Source organism: Mycobacterium sp. IDUB_17 (assembly GCF_055419465.1).
Window position 1 is genome coordinate 85,471 of record NZ_JBVAXS010000005.1, and the last position, 22,868, is coordinate 108,338.

Genomic DNA, 22,868 nt, shown 5'->3' on the forward strand with positions numbered 1-22,868 from the left:
GCTCTGATAATAATGCACGCTGATGTGCGCTATGTGAGCAAAGTGCTTACAAATTTGGAGAATATCATTCTCTTTACCGTCGGAGAGGGGAACATGACAAGCACTGCCGCCGGGCCGGCATCCGGTTCCGTTTCGGCCAGCGAGCATGAGAGCGTCTGGTCTGACCTGCAGGGCGTCGCGTTCTCGCAGGGTTACCTCGATGTGGGCGGCATCCGCACCCGCTACCTGCATGCCGGTGACCCGAAGCTGCCCGTGCTGGTTCTGCTGCACGGGTCGGGCGGGCATGCCGAGGCCTATGTGCGCAATCTGGAATCCCATGCCGAGCACTTCTCGACCTGGTCGATCGACATGCTCGGGCACGGCTACACCGACAAGCCCGGCCATCCGCTGGAGGTCGCGCACTATGTCGACCATCTGATCGCCTTCCTCGACACGATCGGTGCGCAGCGCGCTCACATCTCGGGTGAATCGCTGGGCGGCTGGGTGGCCGCGCGGGCCGCCGCCGATCACCCGGACCGCGTCGATCGGTTGGTGCTCAACACCGCCGGTGGTTCACAGGCCGACCCCGAGGTGATGAAGCGGATCATCACGCTGTCCATGGCGGCCGCGGAGAACCCGAGCTGGGAGACCGTGCAGGCCCGGATCAAGTGGCTGATGGCCGATAAGTCGAAGGATTACGACGACATCGTGGCGAGTCGTCAGGCGGTGTACCGGCAGCCCGGTTTCGTCGCCGCGATGAGCGACATCATGGCACTGCAGGATCCGGAGATCCGCGCGCGGAACCTGCTGGGGGAGAAGGAATACGGATCGATCACTGCGCCGACTCTGGTGTTGTGGACCAGCGATGACCCGACCGCCGACGTCAGTGAGGGCCGGCGTATCGCGTCGATGATCCCCGGTGCCCGGTTCGAGGTGATGCCGGACTGCGGGCACTGGCCGCAATACGAAGACCCTGACACGTTCAACCGGTTGCATCTGGACTTCCTGCTGGGAAAGCCGGCGTGACCGACCAAGAGGTCGACGTCATCATCGTCGGGGCCGGGCCGGTAGGCCTGACCTTGGCAAATGTTCTTGGCATCCAGGGTGTCCGAACGCTCGTGGTGGAGGAACGCGACACCCTCATCGACTACCCCCGGGGAGTCGGACTCGACGATGAATCGCTGCGTACCTTCCAGTCCATCGGCCTGGTCGAGGCGATCCTGCCGCATACGGTGCCCAACCAGATCCTGCGGTTCTACGACGGTCACCGCCGGCTGCTGGCCGAAATGGCTCCTCCGGACGCACGATTCGGCTGGCCCAAGCGCAACGGCTTCGTACAGCCTTTGGTCGACGCGCAGTTGCTGGTCGGGCTGGACCGGTTCGAGCACGTGCAGGTGGCCTGGGGGCGCCGGATGGAATCGGCGATCGAGACAGCTGACGGAGTCACGGTCGAGTTCGGCCCGGACGTGCCCGCGGTGCGGGCGCGCTATGTGGTGGGGTGCGATGGCGGCCGCAGCGCCACCCGCCGCCTGATGGGGGTGTCGTTCGACGGCACCACTTCACCGACCCGCTGGGTGGTGGTCGATCTCGCCAACGATCCGCTGGGACATCCGAACAGCGAGGTCGGTGCCGACCCGGATCGGCCGTACGCCTCGATCTCGATCGCGCACGGCATCCGCCGGTTCGAGTTCATGATCCATGCCGACGAAACCGACGAGCAGGCCGAGGATCCCGAATTCGTTGCACGGCTGCTCGCTCCGTTCGTGCCGTATCCCGACAAGGTCGACGTGATCCGTCGCCGGGTCTACACCCACCATTCCCGGATCGCCGGGAACTTCCGGAAGGGCCGGTTTCTGCTGGCCGGCGATGCCGCGCATCTGATGCCGGTGTGGCAGGGCCAGGGGTACAACAGTGGCATCCGGGACGCGGCCAACCTCGGCTGGAAGCTGGCCGCGGTGGTCAACGGTCAGGCCGGCGACGGACTCCTGGACAGCTACGACACCGAGCGCCGCAAGCACGCCCGGGCCATGATCGACCTGTCGACGTTGGTGGGACGGGTTATCTCGCCCACCAACCGCAAGGTCGCGGTGGTGCGGGACAGGCTGATTCGCGGTGCATCGGTGGTTCCGGCGCTCAAGCGCTACGTGCTGGAGATGCGGTTCAAGCCGATGCCGCGGTACGACCAGGGCGCGGTCTACCACCCGAAGCCGCCGACGCCCGAAGCGCCTGCCGGCACGCTGTTCATCCAGCCGCGGGTGGACACCCGCGAGCAGTCGGACGTGTTGCTCGACGATGTGATCGGGCTGAACTTCGCGGTGCTGTGCTGGAACAACAATCCGCGCGCGTTGCTCGGCGAGCAGGCCTACCAGCGCTGGAAAGCGCTGGGCGCGAGGTTCATCGCGGCCCGCCCGCAGACCCAGCTGTTCTGGACCGGCCACGATGCGGACAGCGACGACGGCTCTGTGGTGATCGTCGGTGACCGCTCGGGTGCGCTCAAAGCCTGGTTCGACGTACACGCGGAATCGGTGCTGGTGCTGCGCCCGGACCGCTGCATCGCCGGTGCCGACATCGCCCAGCGCGCCCCGGAACTGAGCAACGCCCTGTTCGACGTACTGCATGTGCTGGAGGGAGGTGCGAACGGTGCCAGTAGCCCTGTGCTGTATGTCCCACAGCCCACTGCTGAATCTTCCGGGACCGTCGGCTGACCTCCTCGACGAGATCGGGGCGGCGGTCGGCAGCGCTCGCGAGTTTGTTGCCGACTACGACCCCGAACTGGTCGTCACCTTCTCGCCCGACCACTACAACGGGTTCTTCTACCGGCTGATGCCTCCGTTCTGCATCGGTACCGCCGCGGCGGGAGTGGGGGATTACGGGACGTACCAGGGTGCGCTGAACGTTGCCGGTGACATCGCCCGGCAGTGCGCGGAGGCGGTGTGGGAGTCCGGGGTGGACGTCGCCATCTCGACGAGCATGGACGTCGACCATGGCACCGTGCAGCCGCTGCAGGAGTTGTTCGGTGTGGCGACCGCGCGGCCGATCGTGCCGATCTTCATCAATTCCGTTGCCACCCCGTTGGGTCCGCTGTCGCGGTCTCGTGCTCTGGGGGCTGCCGTGGGCGCCTACCTGGCAACCCTCGACAAGCGGGTGCTGGTGTTGGGTTCCGGTGGGTTGTCCCATGATCCTCCGGTGCCGACGCTGGCCACCGCCCCGCCGGCTGCGTTGGACCGGATCGTGCACGGGGTCCCGATGACCGCCGAACAGCGCACGGCCCGGCAGACCGCGGTGAGCCAGGCTGCTCACGACTTCGCCCACGGTGAGAGTGCGCTTCGGCCGCTGAATCCCGAATGGGACCACAGCCTGCTGGAGATCTTCGACGAGGGCAGGCTGACGGAACTGGACAGCTGGTCCAACACCTTCATCGCCACCGAAGGGGGCAATTCGGCACACGAGATCCGCACCTGGGTGGCCGCATTCGCGGCGCTCGAAGCCAACGGGCCATACCGGACCGGGAACCACTTCTACCGGGCGGCACCGGAATTGATCGCAGGATTCGCAATCAGGACGGCGGTAGGAATCGCAGCATGACCTCAGACACCAGTGCACAGACCGCCGAGCAGACGTTTGACAAAGCGGTCGACGTTCTCATCGTCGGATCCGGCGGCGGCGGCATGACCGCTGCGTTGGCCGCCGACGCAGCCGGTCTCGATACCCTCGTGATCGAAAAGTCCTCCCACTTCGGCGGTTCCACCGCGCTCTCGGGCGGCGGGATCTGGGTACCCGGGGCGCCGTCGCAGCGCCGGGCCGGATATGTGCCCTCACCGGACGGGGTTTTCGACTACCTCAAGCAGATCACCGAAGGCACGGTCATCGACGCCCGGCTGCGCAAGTACGTCGAGGCCGCACCGGAGATGATGGACTTCCTGGAGCACAACAGTGATTGGTTCGAGTTCGTCTGGAAGCCCGGCTACGCCGACTACTACCCGGAACTGCCCGGCGGCTCGGCACAGGGAAGCACCATCAACGTCCCGGCCATCGACCTGCGCAAGCTCGGTGAGCACGAGCAGGAACTGCTCGCCCCGCTGGCCCTGGCGCCCAAGGGAATCTGGTTCGCCCCCAAGGATCTTCGCCTCTTCTACCAGGTTCGGCAGAACTGGCGCGGCAAGGCGGTGCTGCTCAAGCTGATCTGGCGGATGGTGCGCGCCCGGGTGTTCGGTGACCGGATGGCGGCCATCGGCCAGTCGCTGGCCGCCCGGATGCGGTTGGCGCTCAAGCAGCACGACATCCCGCTGTGGCTGGATGCGCCGATGACCTCGCTGATCACCGGTGCCGGCGGGGCGGTACTCGGCGCCGTCGTCGAGCGTGACGGCAAGCCGCTACGGATCCGGGCCACCGAAGGCGTGATCCTGGCCTCGGGTGGGTTCGACCATGACATGGCGTGGCGCAAGGAGCATCTGCCGGTGCTCGAAAAGGACTGGAGCTTCGGCAATCCGGCTGCCACCGGTGACGGCATCCGGGCCGGGGAGAAGGTCGGCGGCGCCACTGAGCTGCTTGATGAGGCGTGGTGGTTCCCGGCGATCTGCTGGCCCGACGGCCGGCTGCAATTCATGCTGAACGAGCGGATGATGCCGTCGCAATTCGTCGTCAACGGCGAGGGTAAGCGGTTCATCAACGAGGCCGCGCCCTACATGGACTTCGCCCACGCCATGATCGAGGGGCAGCAGTCCGGCATCGGCCACATCCCGTGCTGGCTGGTCACCGACATCGACTCGTTCCACCGGTACGTGGTGGCCGGGCACCTGCCCATCCCGAAGATCCCGTTCGCACCGGTGCCCACCGGGCGCAAGGTGCCACGGGCCTGGCTGGATTCGGGTGTCGTGGTCGAGGCACACAGCTGGGAGGAGCTGGCCGGCAAGATCGGTGTACCCGCGCAGAACCTGCGGGCCACAGCCGAGCGGTTCAACCAGCTGGCACACGGCGGGCACGACGACGACTTCAACCGCGGTGACAGCGCGTACGACAACTACTACGGCGACCCGACCCTGCCGAACCCGAATCTGGGCCCGCTCGGCAAGCCGCCGTACTACGCGTTCCAGATCATTCTCGGCGACCTGGGCACCTCGGGCGGACTGCGCACAGACGAGTACGCCCGTGTGCTGCGTGCCGACGAGTCCACGGTGGACGGGCTCTACGCCGTGGGCAATGTCTCGGCGGCCGTCATGGGCCGCAGCTATGCCGGTGCGGGCGCGACCATCGGGCCTGCAATGACGTTCGGCTACGTGGCAGCCAGACATATCGCTGACCGGAACGCCCAACAGTCTGTCGCACAACCAGTTTCACCAGCAGCCAACCAACAAATCCAGGACACCGTCAGCAACCCCTCAGGAGGAAACCGATGAAGATTTCGCTGTTCTACGAGTTCCCACTGCCCCGGCCGTGGTCGGAGGATGACGAACATCAGCTGTTCCAGCACGGTCTGACCGAGGTGGAGGCCGCCGACAGGGCCGGCTTCTCCACTGTCTGGCTCACCGAGCACCACTTCCTGGAGGAGTACTGCCACTCCACCGCACCGGAGATGTTCCTGGCCGCGGCCAGCCAGCGCACCAAGGACATCCGGCTGGGTTTCGGTGTCATGCACCTGCCCCCGCCGATCAACCATCCGGCCCGCATCGCCGAGCGCGTCGCCACCCTGGACCACCTGTCCAACGGGCGGGTGGAGTTCGGCACCGGTGAGGGCTCCTCGGTGGCCGAGCTGGGCGGTTTCGACATCGACCCGGCCGACAAGCGCACGATGTGGGAAGAAGCCCTTGAGGTTTCGATCCGCTGTATGACCGAGGCGCCGTTCACCGGATTCAAGGGCGAGCACGTCGAGATGCCGGCCCGCAACGTGATCCCCAAGCCGCTGCAGAAGCCGCACCCGCCGGTCTGGGTGGCCTGTACACGCCCGTCGTCGGTGCAGATGGCCGCCCAGAAGGCCATCGGTGCGCTGAGCTTCGCCTACACCGGTCCCGAGGCGCTCAAGGAGCGCGTCGACGGGTACTACAAGGAATTCGAAGAGCAGGGTGCACCCATCACCCCGGCGATCAACCCCAACATCCTGGCCATCGGCGGTGACCTGTCGATGATGGTGGCCCGCTCCGACGACGAGGCACTCAAGCGCCTCGGCATCGGCGGTGGCTTCTTCTCGTTCGGGATCATGCACTACTACCTGACCGGTATGCACACCCCCGGCCGCACCAAGGTGTGGGAGCGGTACCAGGAGGCGGTCAAGGAAGATCCGACGCTGGCCTACGGCCCCGGCCGCGGCGCCATCGGGTCGCCCGACACCGTGCGCGAGTTCCTGCGCGCCTATGAGGCGAGCGGGGTCGACGAGATCATCCTGCTGCTCAACCCGCGCAGCCACGAGGGCACCATGGAGTCCATCGAGATCATGGGCAAGGAGATCCTGCCCGAGTTCATCGAGCGGGATGCAAAGGCGGTGGCGGACAAGGCCAAGCGCCTCGAGCCGGTGATCGAGAAGGTCGAGTCGCGTCGCCGTCCGTCGGACGCCCCGTTGTTCGACGAGACCTACGCCTTCGGTGGGCTGCCCACCGGCCGTGACAAGTTCACCGCCGGTGAGATCCCCGAGGCGATGGCCGAGATCAACGAAGGCCGGGTCAAGGCCGCTCAGGCCGAGAAGGCAGCTCGGGAAACCTCCGGCTGACCGTGACCCTACTAAGCGAGTTGGTGCGCTACGACGGGAAACACGTCGTGGTCACCGGCTGCGGCTCGGGCATCGGCGCCGCGCTCACCCGTGCCTTGGGTGAGCTCGGCGCCCGGGTGACGGGCCTGGACATCCGGCCACCCGATCACCTGCCCGATGAGTTCATCGATCTCGATCTGGCCGACCCGCAGTCCGTCGACCGTGCCGCCGGTGGGGTCGACGGGCCGGTGGACGCCCTGTTCAATGTGGCCGGCGTGTCCTCGGGGATCGGCAATCCACTGCTGGTGGTGCGCATCAACTTCCTGGGAACGCGACAGTTCGCCGAAGCGGTGGAGGGCCGCATTCCGGCCGGCGGATCGATCACCTCGGTGTCCTCGCTGGCGGCATCGGGGTACCGCGAGAACCGGGCCACCACAGCGGGGTTGATCCGGACACGATCGGTCGACGAGGGGTTGCGGTGGTGCGCCGACCATCCCGAGGCTCTGGCCGACGGTGGCTACCGCTTGTCCAAGGAGGCGATGATTCTCTATGGGATGTGCCGGGTTTCGGAACTCGGTGCCCGCGGGATCCGGATCAACTGCACCGCACCGGGGGTGACTCAGACGCCGATCCTCGACCAGTTGAACTCGGCGTTCCTCGATACGTTCACCACCCCGCTCGGCCGCAAATCCGAGGCCGCCGAACAGGCCGCGCTGCTGGCGTTCCTGGGCAGCCCGGCCGCCAGTTACGTGACTGGTCAGGTGATCTGGGCCGATGGCGGCATTCTCGCCCAGCGGGAGGCCGCCCTGGTCGATGCTGTAGAAGACGCTGACCAGAGGAGCTGAGATTGGCCGGGACGATGAGCGACTTTCGCAAGGTCGCCGACGATGTGCGCAACTGGGGTCGCTGGGGTTCCGACGATGAGCTGGGCACACTGAACCTGATCACCCCCGCCAAGGTTGCCGAGGGTGCGTCGCTGGTCACCCACGGCAAGGTGTTCGCACTCGGCGGCGACTTCTCGTCGGCCGGCCCGCAGGGAGCGTTCCAGTTCCGGCAGAACCCGACCCATGTGATGACGGTGGACGGCGGGGACGCCAACACGCTGGCGCAGTACGGCCCACAGTGGCTGCGCAATTCGGTGGCCCACGAGGTCAGCGGGTTCTTCGTGGACAATCCGTTCCGCTTCAACGACGACATGATCGTCATGCCGCTGCAGGCCGCCACGCAATGGGATGCCCTGTCGCACGTCTACTACGAGGACAAGCTCTACAACGGATTCCCGGCCGATTCGGTCACCAGCTTCGGCGCGTTCCACTGCGGTATCGACAAGGTCGACGGCAAGGGCATCACCTCTCGCGGGGTGCTGCTGGATGTGGTCCGGCACCGCGGCGCCGAGCAGTTCCTGGAACCGGGCAATCCGATCACGCCGGCCGAGCTCGATGACGTGGCCACGGCGCAGGGAGTAGCCGTCACGCCCGGTGACATCGTGGTCGTGCACACTGGTTGGTGGACAAGGTTTTTGGCCACCGGCGATGGGGCCGAACCCGGGTCGGGACTGGATTGGCGTTGCGCCTCGTGGCTGCACGACCACCAGGTGGCGGCTGTGGCGGCAGACAATCTGATGGTCGAGGACCCCGACCCGGCCAACGGTGTCGAGGGCACTTTCCTGCCGATGCACATGCTGTGCCTGCGGGACATGGGCCTGATGCTCGGCGAGTACTGGGACCTGGGTGCGCTGGCGGCCGACTGCGCGGCCGACGGTGTCTACGAGTTCCAGCTCATCGCCCCGCCGCTGCGGGTCACCGGTGCCGTCGGTTCGCCGGTGAATCCCATTGCGATCAAGTGAGGAAACATGACGTCAGCTGAAAAGGTGCCGTTCGTGGTCGGGCTCGGCGGCACCCTACGCGCGGATTCCTCGACCGAGCGGGCCGTGCGGTACTGCCTGGAGTCGGTGGAACGGCAGGGAGGCCGGACCCGGATGTTCGCCGGGCCGGATCTGGAGTTGCCGATGTATGCACCGCATTCGTTGGAGCGCACGCCCGCGGCTCTGGAGTTCGTCTCCGCGCTGCGTGACGCCGACGCTGTGGTGGTGGGCTCGCCGGGCTATCACGGTGCGATCTCCGGTCTGGTCAAGAACGCGCTCGACTACATCGAGGACCTGCGGGAGGACCCGCGGGTCTACCTGGACAACACCCCGTGGGGCTGCATCAGTTGCGCCTACGGGTGGCAGGCCGCGGTGGGAACGCTGGGGCAGTTGCGCTCCATCGGTCATGCGTTGCGGGCCTGGCCCACCCCGCTGGGGGTGGCGATCAACTCCGCGGACAAGATCTGGGCTGAGACAGGCGAATTGACCGACGGAACCGTGCGCGGCCAGCTCGAGATGCTGGCCACCCAGCTGCTCACCTTCGGCCGGTCCAACGGATCGGCGCGATAGCTTCGGATCACAATGTGGCCCGGCCGACGACGAGCGGACGGACGATCGCCGGCATGCCCCGCCATACGCCGTCATCGGCTGCGACGGCGAACCCGCACGCCCGCATCAGTTCCACTGTCTGACGATTGCAGTGGCAGCCGCCACCAAAGCTGCGCCACGGCCGGAACAGGGCATCCTGGCACGCCGCGAGAAGCCGTGAGCTCGCACGGACATGTTCGATGAACAGCAACTGCCCGTCAGGGCGGAGCACACGGGCGATCTCGCGGAGCGCACCTCCGGGATCGTCGACGGTGCACAGGGCGAGGGTCGAAACAACCGTGTCCACGGAGCCATCGGCCAGCGGCAGTCGCTCCGCACGCGCGTCGACGATCCGCGCGACGCCCTCGTACCGCGGCAGACGGCGCGCGAGCTTCTGGCGCATGCCCGGCTCGGGTTCGGTGAGCACAAGCTCCGCGATCCCATTCGGGTAGTGCGCGATGTTCAGGCCTGTACCGGCGCCGATCTCGACGACGTGACCGCGGGCGCCGGACAGCAGAGTATGCCGCCGGTGGCGCATTCCTGCGATCTCACCCATCCAGAGAAACGGGTCGTACACCCGGGCCATGATCCGAAGCCACGTCGGCGATGACGGTCTCGGCTGAAGTTCGGTACTCACAATGTCGGTCATGCCACGAACGTACGAACACCCGCGTCGTACGCGCATCGCTCAATGCGGCCATCTTCGGCGGATGGCCCATTCCGGCCATCTCACAGGAGTCCGAGACGCGCGGCCTCCGCGACAGCCGCCGTCCGCGAGGTGCGACCCAGCTTGCGGCGGATATTCGCCACGTGTCGGTGAACGGTATGTGGGCTCAGCACCAGCTGCTCGGCGATCTCGCGATCGCCGAGACCGCGCGCAACGCAGGCGAGGATTTCACGCTCACGACGGGACAGTAGGACCGATTCGGGCCCGCCGGCAGGGGGCGGCGACGGCTGCGCCGGTGCCAGGGCTTGGCGGCATGCGCGGACCACGGAATCGGTGTCACCGTGCCAAGGGAAGTGTGCGCTTCCCTGCAACGGGATGAACGTCGCGCCCGATATCGAGGCCGCGACCTCACGGCCGAGCCGGGACGGCACTGCGCGGTCGTTGCGACGATGCACGACCAGCGCAGGCTGGCGAACGAGGGGTAGGTGTTCGCGTACATCGAGGCGATAGGCGAGATCCAGCAAGGCGGCGGCGGTCTCGGCGGTCGCCGCTTCCCGTTGAAACCGGGCAAAGCGCTCGTGCTCAGCAGCGTCCGCGGTGCCGAGGAAGATGTCACTGAGCAGACGAGAGCCCAATCCCCAATGTGCGCGTACCGCAGTCAGAATCGCGTCACCCACACCCGGTGCCGTCAGTGCCGCACCGGTGGGGTACGACCCGTACAGCACCAAGTGCTCGACGCGCTGCGGAAACGCCGCGGCAAATGCGATGGCGGTGCAACTTCCCGACGAGCCGCCGATGAGCGACACACGCTCGAGCCCGAGTTCGTCGAGAAGCGCGCGCAGTGTCGCAACCTCCTCATCGAGATTGAGATCCGAATCTCGCAGAGCACGATCCGACATGCCGACGCCGAGGCGGTCATAGCGGATCAGTGTGTATCCGTCCGAGACCCCTTCCCAGAATCGCCGGAAGCTCGCGCTCTGCCAGTCGAGTTCGAGGTGGCTCACCCACCATGCCGGAGCAACGAGCGGTGGACCGTCCCCACGAATTTCGTAGGCCACTCGGCGGGCGCCGAGGGGAAGGAACCGGATCTCGGACTTCTCCAGCATCGTCAATCAGGCTACGCATGAAGCCCGGTTGTGCACAGCTTCCGTTCGTCACCGACGGCGTCATTGATCTCCCAGCTCATCGGCTCACAGCGAAGTCGGCCGAGCGTCGTACGCGAGATTAAGCACTGTGGTCATCCGATACTTCTGAGAATGATGTTCTCCAATTGAGAAAACATCAGTATCGTGTGGCCGTGGAGTTCGCACGCAAGACCATCGACGTCGATGGCCTGACCACCGGGTACCTCGACGCCGGTCAGGGTGACCCGGTCGTCCTGTTGCACGGCGGCGAGTTCGGCGCCGGTGCCGAATTGGGTTGGGAGCGCGCCATCGACGCGCTCGCCGAGAACTACCGGGTGCTCGCCCCCGACATGTTGGGGTTCGGTGAGAGTGCCAAAGTTATCGATTTCAACGACGGCCGGGGCATGCGGATCCGGCACATCGCCCGGTTCTGCGCCGAACTCGGCGTCCATGAAGCCCATTTCGTCGGCAATTCGATGGGCGCGATCAACCTGCTGGTCGATGCCACCTCGGATGCGCCGCGGCTCCCTGCGCGGTCGCTCACCGCGATCTGCGGGGGAGGGGAGATCCAGCGCAACGAACATTCGGCGGCGTTGTACGACTATGACGCCACGCTGGACGGGATGCGACGCATCGTCACCGCACTGTTCGCCGATCCGGCCTATCCGGCCGATGAGGCCTACGTGCAGCGGCGGTACGAGTCGAGCATCGCGCCGGGGGCCTGGGAGACCTTGGCCGCGGCCCGATTTCGGCGGCCCGGCCTGGAGGCACCGGCGATGCCGTCGGCGCAACGGGCATATGACCGCATCGGTGTGCCGACCATGATCATCGAGGGGGATCGTGACAAGCTGCTGCCGCCCGGTTGGGCCGCCGAAATCGCCGGCCAGATCGCCGGTGCCCGCAGTGCGGTGATTCCCGGTGCCGGGCACTGCCCGCAGATCGAACAGCCCGCCGCGCTCATCACGGTGCTGCTGGAATTCCTGAAAGAGGTGTCATGACAGGCAATGAGTTGGCCGGAAAAGTCGCGATCGTCACCGGCGGTGCGTCGGGTCTCGGCGAAGGATTGGTGCGCCGGTTCGCCGCCGAGGGCGCCCAGGTGATGATCGGCGACGTCGACGAGGACCGCGGCAAGGCATTGGCCGCCGAGCTGGGCGAGAACACCCGCTTCCTGTTCACCGACGTCGGCGACGTCGATCAGGTGGGTCGGCTCGTGTCGACCGCGGTGGAGACCTTCGGCGGTCTGGACGTCATGGTCAACAACGCCGGGGTCTCGGGCCGGATGCACCGCCGGTTTCTCGACGACGATCTCGCCGACTTCGATTCTGTGATGCGAATCAACGTCCGGGCGGTGATGGCCGGTACCCGTGATGCCGCGCGGTACATGTCCGAGCACGGGGGCGGTTCGATCCTGAACCTCACCTCGATCGGCGGCATTCAGGCCGGCGGCGGGGTGATGACGTACCGCGCGTCGAAGGCCGCGGTCATCCAGTTCACCAAGTCCGCGGCGATCGAATTGGCCCACTACGAGATACGGGTCAACGCCATCGCTCCGGGCAACATCCGTACGGCGATCGTGGCCAAGTCGGCCGCGCCCGACGAGCGTGAGCGCATCGAAGAGTTCGAGGCGGGGATCCGGGCCCAGATGCGCAACGACCGCCCGCTCAAACGGGAGGGCACGGTCGAGGACGTTGCCGAGGCGGCGGTCTACTTCGCGACAGACCGGTCGCGGTACGTGACGGGAACCGTGCTGCCGATCGACGGCGGCACCGTCGCGGGCAAGGTCATCGTCGGGAAGTCCAAGTAGGCCCGCCTGACCGATTGAGATTGCGTTCAGGGTCCTGATCTGCGGCGAACCGCGACCGTGGCCGCAATCTCAACGCCGGTCTGGACCGAGTGTCAGGCGCAATCCGGTGGCTTCGACTTGCCTGCGATCAATTTAAATCAACTGCTTGACTTAATTACAGGAGGGGCGTTGACTGTAACGGTGACAGCAGCCAACCGGACCGCCCGCGCCGATCGGGCGAGCAGTACCCAGGAGGCGATCCTCAAGGCGGCCGAACGGCTGTATGCCGAGCACGGCGTGTTCGCGGTGTCCAACCGCCAGGTGAGCGAAGCGGCCGGGCAGGGCAACAACGCGGCGGTCGGCTACCACTTCGGCACCAAGACGGATCTGGTCCGCGCGATCGAGCACAAGCACCGCGGGCCGATCGAGTACCTGCGCGAGCAGATGGTTGCCGACACCGGCGATTCGGCCGAGCTCAGGGACTGGGTCTCCTGCTTGGTGCAGCCGCTCACCGATCACCTTGCGGCGCTGGGTAACCCGACCTGGTACGCCAGGTTCGCCGCCCAGGTGATGACCGATCCGGCCTACCACAACATCGTGGTCCGCGACGCGTTGAGTTCGCAGTCGCTGGTGCAGGTCATCGAGGGGATGAACAACTGCCTACCTGAACTGCCCGCCGAGGTCCGCGCCGAACGCAACATCATGGCGCGCAATCTGTTGATGCACAGCTGCGCCGATCGGGAGCGCGCGATGGCCCAGGGCGGCAACGTGCCGCGGGCGTCCTGGCAGGGCGCGGCTTCGGGATTGATCGACGCCATCGTCGGCCTCTGGATGGCGCCGGTTACTCAAGAAAGCGACCTCATATGAAAGTCACTGTCGACCAGGACAAGTGCGTTTCGTCGGGGCAGTGCGTACTCAACGCCAGTGAGGTGTTCGACCAGCGTGACGAAGACGGCGTCGTCGTCCTGCTCGAACCCGCACCCGGTCCGGACCAGACCGACAACGCCCGCCGCGCCGCAGCGGCCTGCCCAGCCCTAGCCATCGAGATCCAAGACTGACCTGAGGAATGACGTGTCCGAAACAGTTACCGAAGTAGACATCCCCGAATACCCGATGGAGCGCGACGTGCGGTGCCCCTTCGCGCCGCCGCCGCCCATGCTGGGCAACCCCAAAGGCCTGTTCCGCGTGAAGATCTGGAACGGCAGCACCCCGTGGCTGATCTCCGGTCACGAAGAGGCCCGGACCCTCTTCGCCGACTCCCGGATCAGTGTGGACGACCGGATCGATGGTTTCCCGCACTGGAACGAGCACATGCTCTCCACCGTGGACAAGCGGCCGCGGTCGGTGTTCACCTCGGATGCCGAGGAGCACACCCGGTTCCGTCGGATGCTGTCCAAGCCGTTCACCTTCAAGCGCGTCGAGGGTCTGCGGCCGGCGATTCAGAAGGTCACCGACGAGTGCATCGACAAGATCCTGGCCGGCCCGAAACCGGCCGATGCCGTGGCCGAATTGGCCTTGCCGGTACCCACCGTGGTGATCAGCGAGATGCTCGGTGTTCCTTACGAAGACCACGAGTTCTTCCAGGAGCACGCCAACGCCGGCCTGGCCCGCTACGCCGCAGCGGACGCCATGCAGAAGGGCGCGATGAGCCTGCACCAGTACCTGATCAATCTGGTCGAGGAGAAGCAGGCGAACCCGTCCGAGGACGCGGTGTCCGATCTGGCCGAGCGGGTGACTGCGGGGGAGATCAGCGTCAAGGAGGCCGCGCAGCTGGGCACCGGTCTGCTGATCGCCGGGCACGAGACCACCGCCAACATGATCGGCATCGGCATCCTGGCGCTCCTGGAGAACCCCGAGCAGGCCGACTTCCTGCGTAATGCCGAGGACCCCAAGGTCATCGCCAATGCGGTCGAGGAACTGATGCGTTATCTGTCCATCATCCAGACCGGCCAGCGCCGGGTGGCGCTGGAGGACATCGAGATCGGCGGCGAGACCATCCGCGCCGGTGACGGCGTCATCATCGATCTGTCCCCGGCCAACTGGGACGCGAAGGCCTACCCGGAGCCCGAGAAGCTCGACCTCAGCCGCGACGCCGGCCAGCAGCTGGGCTTCGGCTACGGCCGCCACCAGTGCGTCGGTCAGCAGCTCGCCCGCGCCGAACTGCAGATCGTCTTCCACACCCTGCTGCGCCGGATCCCGACCCTGCGCCTGGCCGTTCCGCTCGACGAGGTGCCGTTCAAGCACGACCGTCTCGCCTACGGCGTCTACGAGCTTCCCGTGACGTGGTAATTGCCGGTACGCCGGCCTTCAGCCCCTACAGCCCGAATGGAGTACCACAGATGACTGCTTCAACGACCCTCTATCCGCCGGAAGGCTTTGGTGCACCGAAGAATCGCCGGGGCCATGCGACAGAAGGCGGCCTCACGGAGATTCCTAGCGGCACCGAGATCTTCTCGGCCGACAACCACATCTCGGTGGCCGACGATATTTTCTTCGAGCGCTTCCCCGAGGAGCTCAAGGGCGCCGCGCCGCGGATCTGGTACGAGGATGGCGCCTACATGGTCGGGATGAAGGGCAAGGCCTGGACCGGAGGCGATTTCGGCCGCGTGCTGATGCAGTACGACGACCTGGCCGGAGCCGCGTCGAACAACATCCCGGCGCGCATCCGCGAGCTCAAAGAGGACGGCATCGACAAGGAGCTGGCCTTCCCCAATGCGGTGCTGGCCCTGTTCCACTACCCGGACAAGTCGCTGCGCGAGCGGGTGTTCCGGATCTACAACGAGCACATCGCCGCGTTGCAGGAGCAGTCGAACGGACACTTCTACGGTGTCGGCCTGATCAACTGGTGGGACCCCAAGGGCACCCGGAGCACCCTCGAGGAGCTGAAGTCGCTCGGGCTCAAGACGTTCCTGCTGCCACTGAATCCGGGCAAGGACGACGAGGGCAACATCTACGACTACGGCAGCACCTCGATGGACGCGGTCTGGGACGAGATCGAGGCCTCGGGTATCCCGGTCAGCCACCACATCGGCGAGACCCCGCCCAAGACGCCGTGCGAGCACAACAGCGTCGTGGTCGGCATGATGGTCAACGTCGACTCGTTCCGTGAGCAGTTCGCCAAGTACGTCTTCTCCGGAATCCTCGATCGGCATCCGAATCTCAAGATCGGCTGGTTCGAGGGCGGGATTGCCTGGGTACCAACGGCTTTGCAGGACGCTGAGCACATGCTGGCCTCTTACCGGCACATGTTCAACCACGAGTTGCAGCACGACGTCCGGCACTACTGGGGCAAGCACATGACCGCGTCGTTCATGGTGGACCCCTTGGGGCTGCGGCTGATCGACGAGATCGGTGTCGACAACGTGATGTGGTCCAGCGACTATCCGCACAACGAGAGCACCTTCGGCTACTCGGAGAAGTCACTGGCGACCGTTGTGGAGGCGGTCGGACCGGAGAACGCGGTCAAGATCGTGTCCACCAACATTCAGAAGTTCCTGGGGCTTCTATGAGCGCTCTCACTCAAACGGGCGTCACCCAGATCGCCCGTACCGGGTTCATCCCGCTCGATATACCCGACGAGCCTGACCTCGCCCGGATGCGTCGAGAGGTCGGTGCGCGCCTGCACGCCGCGATGGCGGACCAGGGCGTGGACGCGCTCGTGCTGCTCGGCAACGGCAATGTCATGTACGCCACCGGCATTGCCTGGCCGCTGGCTGACGCGGGACTGTCGCATGTCGAGCGGCCGATCGCGGTCGTGCTGGCCGACGACGAACACCCGCACCTGTTCCTGCCGTTCCGCGAGGGTGCGGCGATGGAAACCGGGTTGCCCGATGATCACCTGCACGGACCGGTCTATCTCGAATTCGACGAGGGTGTCGCTCAATTCGCGAAGGTCCTGGCCGGGCTGGTGCCCGCCGGCGCGACGATCGCCACCGATGAGCTGACCGGGGCGATGCGGCTGGCCGGCAGTGCACTGTTCCCCAGCGCACCGGTGGATGCCGCCCCGGTGGTCGGTGCGGCGAAACTGGTCAAGACGATCGACCAGATCGCCTGTGTCCGCCGGGCCTGTCAGATCACCGAACAGGCCGTTGCCGAGATCCACAAGTCGCTGGCGCCCGGCGTGCGCCAGATCGATCTGTCTGCCGAATTCGTGCGCCGCACTTTCGAACTGGGCGCCACGACCAACATGTTCGACTCGATCTGGCAGGCCATGCCCGCGTCGAAGGCGGAAGGTACCTGGACCACCACCGGTGATCTTGCGCTGCCGCTGTTGACCACCGAGCGAGAGTTGCAGCGGGGCGATGTGCTGTGGACCGACGTGTCCATCGCCTACCACGGCTACTGCTCCGACCACGGGCGGACATGGATCGTCGGGCAGGACCCGACGGCCGCTCAGCAGAAGCAGTTCGACAAGTGGAGCCGCATCGTAGATGCGGTGCTCGCGGTCACCAAGGCCGGTGCCACCTGTGGCGACCTCGGCCGGGCGGCGACGGAAGCCGGCGGCGGACAGAAGCCGTGGTTGCCGCACTTTTACCTGGGCCACGGCATCGGTACCAGCGCAGCTGAAATGCCGATGATCGGAACGGATCTCGGCCAGGAGTGGGACGACAACTTCGTCTTCCCCGAAGGCATGTTGCTCGTATTCGAGCCGGTGGTCTGGGAGGACGGCACCGGCGGCTATCGCGGCGAGGAGATCGTGGTGGTAACCGAGGGCGGCTGGACGCCGCTGACCGCATATCCGTACGACCCCTATGAGGTGTCCCGTGGGAACTGAAATCGAGGCCGACGGCCGGGCACTGCGCGTCAGCCGACGGGAGCGCGCCATCGCCCAGATGGAGGCCCATGACCTCGACGCGCTGGTACTCGGCAGGCAGGCCAACGTGCGGTACATCTCCGGCGCCCCGCAACTGTGGGTGGTGGGTACCAGGCCCTTCGGGCCGATCTGCACGTTCGTCCGCGCCACGGGTGAGATCCACCTGAACAGCACGTGGGACGAGGGCATCCCCGAGGAGATCCCACACGAGAATCTGTACGGATTCGCGTGGAACCCGATGACCCTGGTCGATGTGCTGCGCGGCATCGAGGGTTCCGAATCGGCGTGGCGCATCGGAACCGATGCCCTGACACCGACGTTCGCCAAGCTGTTGCCGATGGCCTTCCCGAACGCGGAGCTGGTCGACGGCGAGCAGGCGATGAGGGCTGCGCGCCGAGTGAAGACCCCTGAGGAGATCCTGGCGCTGCGGCGGGCACTGGCCGTGGCCGAGGAAGGACTGGCCAAAGGCGTTGCCGAACTGGTTCCGGGAACCACCGAGAAGCGCCTTGCCGGTGCGATATTGGAGGCCGAGGCGGCCGGCGGGGTGAGCACTCCGGCGACGCAGGACGCTGCGTGGGTCACCTCGAAAGACCATCCGTGGCGCCGTGCCGAACGCGATGGCCGCGTGAGCGAGGGCGACCTGGTGGCCCTGTCAGCGGGTGTGCTCGCCGACGGTTACGTCGCGGAGGTCGCGCGCACGGTATCGGTGGGTGAACCGACGGATGCGGTTCGATCGCTGTACCGACGTCGGGATGACCTGTGGGACAGGCTGATCGATGCCTGCCGTGCCGGTAAGCCGACCAGCGCGTTGCTGGATGCGTACGAGCAGGCCGGCGAACCGCTACCGGCGATGCCGGTGGCGCACGGGCTCGGGTTGGGATTCGACCCGCCGGTGGTATCCCCGAACCTGCGGGCGACCGCCGAGGCCGACATCCTCGAGGAAGGCATGGTCCTCGCCGTCACGGGCTACGTCTGGGAGCGGGGCATCGGCGCGGTGTTCACCCGGGATGCCGTCGTCATCGGCGCCGACGGTCCCGAGGTACTGACCCAGGCCCCATCAGACAGTGAGGCGGCACATGCCTGAGCGACCCACCCCGGAGGAGATCATCCTCTACGAGAAGGACCCCAAGACCAAGATCGCCACCATCACGTTCAACCGGCCGGAGTTCCTCAACGCGCCGACCTCGATGGCCCGGCTGCGTTATGCCGACGTGCTGCGAGCGGCCAATGCCGACAACGACGTCAAGGTGGTGATCATTCGCGGCGTCGGGGACAACCTGGGCAGCGGGGCAGACCTTCCGGAGTTCATGGAGGGTAACGACAATCCGGCGGTCCGCCTGGCCGAGCTGCGCCTGGAGGACGACGGAGTCGGGGAGGTGACATACCCGCCGAAGGGCACCTTCCGCAACGGCGCCACGATCAGTTCGTGGTACGCGAACTCCCAGGCCGGCAACCGCGCGTTGCAGGACTTCAAGAAGATCAGCATCGTAGAGGCCAAGGGCTACTGCTACGGCTGGCACTTCTACCAGTGCGCGGACGCCGACTTGGTGATCTCGTCCGACGACGCCCTGTTCGGGCATCCGTCGTTCCGGTATCACGGTTGGGGGCCACGTATGTGGACGTGGGTCCAGATGATGGGCCTGCGGAAGTTCCAGGAGATGGTCTTCACCGGAAGGCCGTTCACCGCCGCGGAGATGTACGACTGCAACTTCCTGAACAAGGTGGTAGCCCGCGATCAGCTGGAAGCCGAAGTGCAGAAGTACGCGCTGGCCTGTACCCGGAACAGGCCGGTGGACACCGTCTTTCAGCAGAAGATGTTCTTCGAGATCTTCAAACAGCAGCAGGGCGAATACATGGGCAGTCTGCTGAGCGCGTTCTTCGAGTCGATGGGCAACGGGGTGGCCAACGACAGCGATGACGACCTGGACATGTTCGAGTCGATCGATTCGGGGCTGTCGGCCGCGGTCAATGACAACGACAGCAAGTTCCCGCCCGATTTCCGGCTGTCCAAGAAGAACAGGGCGAAACCCGAATGACTCAGTGCGCCGAAACGGTATTCCAGCAGTGAAAGTGCGAGTGGCCGCCTGCTGGAATGCGGTTTCGGCGGGAGAGCGGACATGACAGCACCACTTGACGGGTACATCGTCATCGACCTGTCCAGCGGGATCGCCGGCGCGTACGCCACGAAGATCCTCGCCGACGGCGGCGCAGATGTGATCAAAGTCGAGGCCCCCGAAGGTGACCCGTTGCGCCGCTGGTCGGCCTCGGGTGCACACATCGGCCCCGATCAGGACGGCGCCCTGTTCGCCTTCCTGGCCGGCGGGAAACGCAGTGTGGTCGTCCCTCCTGACGACCCGCAACTGCTGGACCGGCTGGTGGCAGCCGCCGACGCCGTGATCTGGTCTCCGGAATCGTCTGTCGCCCAGTCGATGGCACCCGAGGATCTCTTTCGGCGGCATCCCCATCTGATCGTCACGACGATCACACCGTTCGGGTTGGACGGGCCGTGGAGTGGCCGGGCCGCCACCGAGTTCACTCTGCAGGCTTGGTCAGGTGGCGCGATCGGGATCGGGCGGGGCGTGCAGGACCGGGCGCCGGTATCGATCGGCGGGCAGGTGGGCGAGTGGCTGGCCGGTGCGTACGCGGCGGCGATGACGCTGGCATTCCGAGCGCGGGCGATTCGTGACGGCCACGGCGAGCTGGTGGATCTGTCGGCGCTGGAGGCCCAGATCCTGGGGCTGACGTATTACCCGGTCACCTACTTCGAAATGCTGGGCCGCCCGTGGCGCAGCGAGCGAAAGCCCACGGTTCCGGGGATCGCCGAGGCGGCCGACGGTCTGGTCGCACTCGGGTGCGGCACCGCCCAGCAGTGGTGGGACCTGTGTGCGATGTCGGGTCACGACGAATGGATCGACGAGACCTCGGAGCTCACGATCACCGAGCAGGCCAACCTGCATGCCGAGGAGCTGTACGCGTGGGTGCGTGAGCAGCGAGCGGACGACCTCCGTGAACTTGCCGCGGCGTTCCGGATCCCCAACTCACCGGTCGGCAACGGTGAGAACGTCACCGCCATGGACCATTTCGTGCAGCGGCAGGCGTTCATCCGGAATCCGCAGCGCGGGTTCACCCAGCCCGCCGCACCGTACCGGCTGTCAGGTGCTGCGTTGCGTGAGGCGGCGCCGGCTCCCCGTCTGGGGGAGCACACCGAAGAGATCCGGGCTACGGAGCTGACCCCGCGCGATGTGCCGGTCGGTGTACCCGGCGGGGATCGGCTGCCGTTCAGCGGGTTACGTGTCCTCGATATGACCACGTTCTGGGCCGGGCCGTCGTGCACCCATCCGCTGGGCATGCTCGGTGCCGAGGTCATCCATCTGGAGTCGACCCCGCGCCCGGACGGCACCCGGTTGATCGCGGGTATCCCGGCCACCGTCGAGCAGTGGTGGGAACGCTCGCCGATCTTCAGTGCGCTCAACACGAACAAGAAGAGCCTGACCCTGGATTTCCAGACCGAGCAGGGCCGGGATCTGTTGCGCCGGCTCATCGCCACCTGCGACGTGGTGGTGGAGAACTTCACCCCGAGGGTGATCGAGCAGATCGGGCTCGACTTCGACTCGCTGCGGGAGTTGCGCGAGGACATCATCATGGTGCGCATGCCCGGCTTCGGGCTGGACGGGCCGTGGCGGGACAACCCGGCGTTCGCGTACATCATCGAGGACGCTGCTGGGTTGAGCTGGCTCACGGGCTACCCGGATCGCACTCCGTTCGAACCGTATTCGATCGGGGACCCCAATGCCGGGGTGCACGCATTGTCGGGGTTGATGCTCGCACTCGAGCACCGGCGCAATACCGGACGGGGAGCGCTCGTCGAGGCCGCGATGGTCGATGCGGCACTCAACGTCGCCGCCGAACAGGTCATCGAGTACTCGGCCTACGGTGCGCTGCTGCAGCGCGACGGCAACCGTGGGCCGGCCGCGGCGCCGCAGAACATCTACCGGAGCGCCGAGATCGACGAGTTCGGTCGCGAAGACAGTTGGGTGGCGATCGCAGTCAGCACCGATGCCCAGTGGGTCGCACTGCGCACGGCGATCGGGCAGCCGGATTGGGCCATGGATCCGGCATTGGACTCGGCCGACGGGCGGCGGGCGCACCACGATCTGATCGACGAGAAGCTGGCCGCCTGGTGTCTACCGCGCAGCGGCGACGAGATCGTCGAAACCCTGTGGCCGGTGGGCATTCCGGTGGCCAAGGTGATGCAGCCGCACCGGCAGCTGGACCTCGACCAAGTGCGGTTCCGGCGGTTCTTCGAACACGTCGGGCATCCGGTGAACAACGCCGCACCGCACAGCACCCTGCCCGTCTCACTGGCCAATGGGCCACGGGCGCTGCATCGGCAGGCCGCACCGCTGCTCGGCGAGCACAATCACGAACTGCTGGCCGAACTGGGGCTGTCCGATGACGAGATCGCCACGCTGGCCTCCGATGGCGTGATCGGCACCGAACCCGGGGTCGGCGGACGCCGCAAGGCGGCTCGCTGAGAGAGGTGTAGCCGCTAGCCTGAATAACCATGGCTATCAATCCTTCTGACATCCTGCTCACCGGTCAGGTGGCGGTTGTCACCGGCGGCGGCACCGGTATCGGCCGGGGTATCGCTGCCGGCCTCGCGACCTTCGGCGCCTCGGTCGCAAGCCGCGCAATAGGACAGCTGTGCGGAAGCCGCGGAATCGATCGGTGCCCTCGGGATCGTCACCGATGTGCGCGACGCCGAGCAGGTGGATGCCGCGTTGTCGCAGACCGCTTCTGAGTTGGGGCCGGTGCGAATCCTGGTCAACAATGCCGGCGGCGTATTCGCCTCGCCGCTGCTGGAAACCAGCGAGAACGGCTGGGACGCGCTGTACAGGAGCAATCTGCGCCACGTGCTGTTGTGTACCCAGCGGGTGGCGCGCCGATTGGTCGCCGATGAATTGCCGGGCAGCATCATCAATCTCACGTCGATCGAGGGAGTGCGTGCGGCACCCGGCTATGCCGCGTACGCGGCCGCGAAGGCCGGCGTCATCAACTACACCCAGACCGCGTCGTTCGAACTTGCGCCGCACAACATCCGGATCAACGCGATCGCGCCCGACCTGACCATCACCGAGGGACTGCTGGCGCTGTCACCGGGCGGTCCGCCGTCGGGGATCACTGACGCCATTCCCCTGGGCCGGGCCGGTCATGTCGACGAAATCGCCGGGGCAGCAGTCTTTCTGGCGTCCGGCATGTCGGGCTATATCACCGGGCAGACGATTCACGTCGACGGTGGCACCCGGGCTGCGGGTGGCTGGTACCGCCACCCGCAGACCGGTGCCGCAACACTCGGTCCGGGCTAGGGGTC

20 protein-coding genes and 1 pseudogene are annotated in these 22,868 nt (G+C 66.3%); 19 read left to right on the forward strand and 2 right to left on the reverse strand.

Going from position 1 to position 22,868, the window contains the following annotated elements:
- Positions 1–93: 93 nt before the first annotated feature.
- The 8 genes from ACZYZ7_RS21335 to ACZYZ7_RS21370 are packed head-to-tail and all read left to right on the forward strand — an operon-like array spanning position 94 to position 9,092.
- Complete coding sequence (locus tag ACZYZ7_RS21335; RefSeq protein ID WP_450072262.1) at positions 94–1,005, forward strand: alpha/beta fold hydrolase; 912 nt, start codon at positions 94–96, stop codon at positions 1,003–1,005.
- Complete coding sequence (locus tag ACZYZ7_RS21340; protein ID WP_450072263.1) at positions 1,002–2,684, forward strand: bifunctional 3-(3-hydroxy-phenyl)propionate/3-hydroxycinnamic acid hydroxylase; 1,683 nt, start codon at positions 1,002–1,004, stop codon at positions 2,682–2,684. The genes ACZYZ7_RS21335 and ACZYZ7_RS21340 overlap by 4 nt, the downstream gene beginning before the upstream one ends.
- On the forward strand, positions 2,641–3,564 hold the full coding sequence (locus ACZYZ7_RS21345) for a 3-carboxyethylcatechol 2,3-dioxygenase (RefSeq protein WP_450072264.1): 924 nt from the start codon (positions 2,641–2,643) through the stop codon (positions 3,562–3,564). Before ACZYZ7_RS21340 ends, ACZYZ7_RS21345 begins: the two co-directional genes overlap by 44 nt.
- Positions 3,561–5,375, forward strand: coding sequence for an FAD-binding protein (locus ACZYZ7_RS21350; protein WP_463741753.1), 1,815 nt, complete (start codon positions 3,561–3,563; stop codon positions 5,373–5,375). The genes ACZYZ7_RS21345 and ACZYZ7_RS21350 overlap by 4 nt, the downstream gene beginning before the upstream one ends.
- A complete protein-coding gene (locus tag ACZYZ7_RS21355; protein ID WP_463741754.1) occupies positions 5,372–6,679 on the forward strand; it encodes an LLM class flavin-dependent oxidoreductase in 1,308 nt (435 codons plus the stop codon). The genes ACZYZ7_RS21350 and ACZYZ7_RS21355 overlap by 4 nt, the downstream gene beginning before the upstream one ends.
- A 2-nt stretch (positions 6,680–6,681) precedes the next feature.
- A complete protein-coding gene (locus tag ACZYZ7_RS21360) occupies positions 6,682–7,503 on the forward strand; it encodes a coniferyl-alcohol dehydrogenase (protein WP_463741755.1) in 822 nt (273 codons plus the stop codon).
- Between the two features lie 14 nt (positions 7,504–7,517).
- Positions 7,518–8,504, forward strand: a complete 987-nt coding sequence (locus tag ACZYZ7_RS21365) for a cyclase family protein (protein ID WP_463741756.1) — start codon at positions 7,518–7,520, stop codon at positions 8,502–8,504.
- Positions 8,505–8,510: 6 nt separating this feature from the next.
- Positions 8,511–9,092: an NADPH-dependent FMN reductase gene (locus tag ACZYZ7_RS21370; protein ID WP_463741757.1), complete on the forward strand. Its 582-nt coding sequence runs from the start codon at positions 8,511–8,513 to the stop codon at positions 9,090–9,092.
- Positions 9,093–9,099: 7 nt separating this feature from the next.
- Here the strand turns inward: ACZYZ7_RS21370 and ACZYZ7_RS21375 are convergent, their stop codons facing one another.
- Together ACZYZ7_RS21375 and ACZYZ7_RS21380 are read right to left on the reverse strand one after the other, a co-directional pair.
- Positions 9,100–9,759 carry a class I SAM-dependent methyltransferase gene (locus ACZYZ7_RS21375; RefSeq protein WP_463741758.1) on the reverse strand — a complete coding sequence of 220 codons (660 nt, stop codon included), beginning with the start codon at positions 9,757–9,759 and terminating at the stop codon, positions 9,100–9,102.
- 80 nt (positions 9,760–9,839) lie between these two features.
- Positions 9,840–10,883, reverse strand: a complete 1,044-nt coding sequence (locus ACZYZ7_RS21380) for an alpha/beta fold hydrolase (protein WP_463741759.1) — start codon at positions 10,881–10,883, stop codon at positions 9,840–9,842.
- A gap of 191 nt (positions 10,884–11,074) precedes the next feature.
- Here ACZYZ7_RS21380 and ACZYZ7_RS21385 point away from each other — a divergent pair, with 191 nt between their 5' ends.
- The 11 genes and pseudogenes from ACZYZ7_RS21385 to ACZYZ7_RS21435 all read left to right on the forward strand — a co-directional run bounded on the left by ACZYZ7_RS21385 (position 11,075) and on the right by ACZYZ7_RS21435 (position 22,863).
- Complete coding sequence (locus ACZYZ7_RS21385) at positions 11,075–11,899, forward strand: alpha/beta fold hydrolase (RefSeq protein WP_463741760.1); 825 nt, start codon at positions 11,075–11,077, stop codon at positions 11,897–11,899.
- On the forward strand, positions 11,896–12,705 hold the full coding sequence (locus ACZYZ7_RS21390) for an SDR family NAD(P)-dependent oxidoreductase (RefSeq protein ID WP_463741761.1): 810 nt from the start codon (positions 11,896–11,898) through the stop codon (positions 12,703–12,705). The genes ACZYZ7_RS21385 and ACZYZ7_RS21390 overlap by 4 nt, the downstream gene beginning before the upstream one ends.
- Positions 12,706–12,831: 126 nt before the next feature.
- The gene (locus ACZYZ7_RS21395; protein ID WP_450072315.1) at positions 12,832–13,551 is read left to right on the forward strand and encodes a TetR/AcrR family transcriptional regulator; all 720 of its coding nucleotides are present in this window, start codon (positions 12,832–12,834) and stop codon (positions 13,549–13,551) included.
- Complete coding sequence (locus ACZYZ7_RS21400) at positions 13,548–13,742, forward strand: ferredoxin (protein ID WP_135456828.1); 195 nt, start codon at positions 13,548–13,550, stop codon at positions 13,740–13,742. Before ACZYZ7_RS21395 ends, ACZYZ7_RS21400 begins: the two co-directional genes overlap by 4 nt.
- A 55-nt stretch (positions 13,743–13,797) precedes the next feature.
- Positions 13,798–14,973 carry a cytochrome P450 gene (locus tag ACZYZ7_RS21405; protein WP_450072316.1) on the forward strand — a complete coding sequence of 392 codons (1,176 nt, stop codon included), beginning with the start codon at positions 13,798–13,800 and terminating at the stop codon, positions 14,971–14,973.
- A 50-nt stretch (positions 14,974–15,023) separates the two neighbouring features.
- Complete coding sequence (locus ACZYZ7_RS21410; RefSeq protein WP_463741762.1) at positions 15,024–16,193, forward strand: amidohydrolase family protein; 1,170 nt, start codon at positions 15,024–15,026, stop codon at positions 16,191–16,193.
- Positions 16,190–17,458: a M24 family metallopeptidase gene (locus ACZYZ7_RS21415; RefSeq protein ID WP_463741763.1), complete on the forward strand. Its 1,269-nt coding sequence runs from the start codon at positions 16,190–16,192 to the stop codon at positions 17,456–17,458. Before ACZYZ7_RS21410 ends, ACZYZ7_RS21415 begins: the two co-directional genes overlap by 4 nt.
- Complete coding sequence (locus ACZYZ7_RS21420) at positions 17,448–18,581, forward strand: M24 family metallopeptidase (protein WP_463741764.1); 1,134 nt, start codon at positions 17,448–17,450, stop codon at positions 18,579–18,581. Before ACZYZ7_RS21415 ends, ACZYZ7_RS21420 begins: the two co-directional genes overlap by 11 nt.
- Entirely contained in the window at positions 18,574–19,533 is a 960-nt protein-coding gene (locus tag ACZYZ7_RS21425; protein ID WP_463741765.1) for an enoyl-CoA hydratase/isomerase family protein, read from the forward strand. Before ACZYZ7_RS21420 ends, ACZYZ7_RS21425 begins: the two co-directional genes overlap by 8 nt.
- 81 nt (positions 19,534–19,614) lie before the next feature.
- The gene (locus ACZYZ7_RS21430) at positions 19,615–22,032 is read left to right on the forward strand and encodes a CaiB/BaiF CoA transferase family protein (RefSeq protein ID WP_463741766.1); all 2,418 of its coding nucleotides are present in this window, start codon (positions 19,615–19,617) and stop codon (positions 22,030–22,032) included.
- Between the two features lie 29 nt (positions 22,033–22,061).
- A pseudogene (locus ACZYZ7_RS21435) lies at positions 22,062–22,863 on the forward strand (SDR family NAD(P)-dependent oxidoreductase).
- The last annotated feature ends 5 nt before the right edge of the window (positions 22,864–22,868 follow it).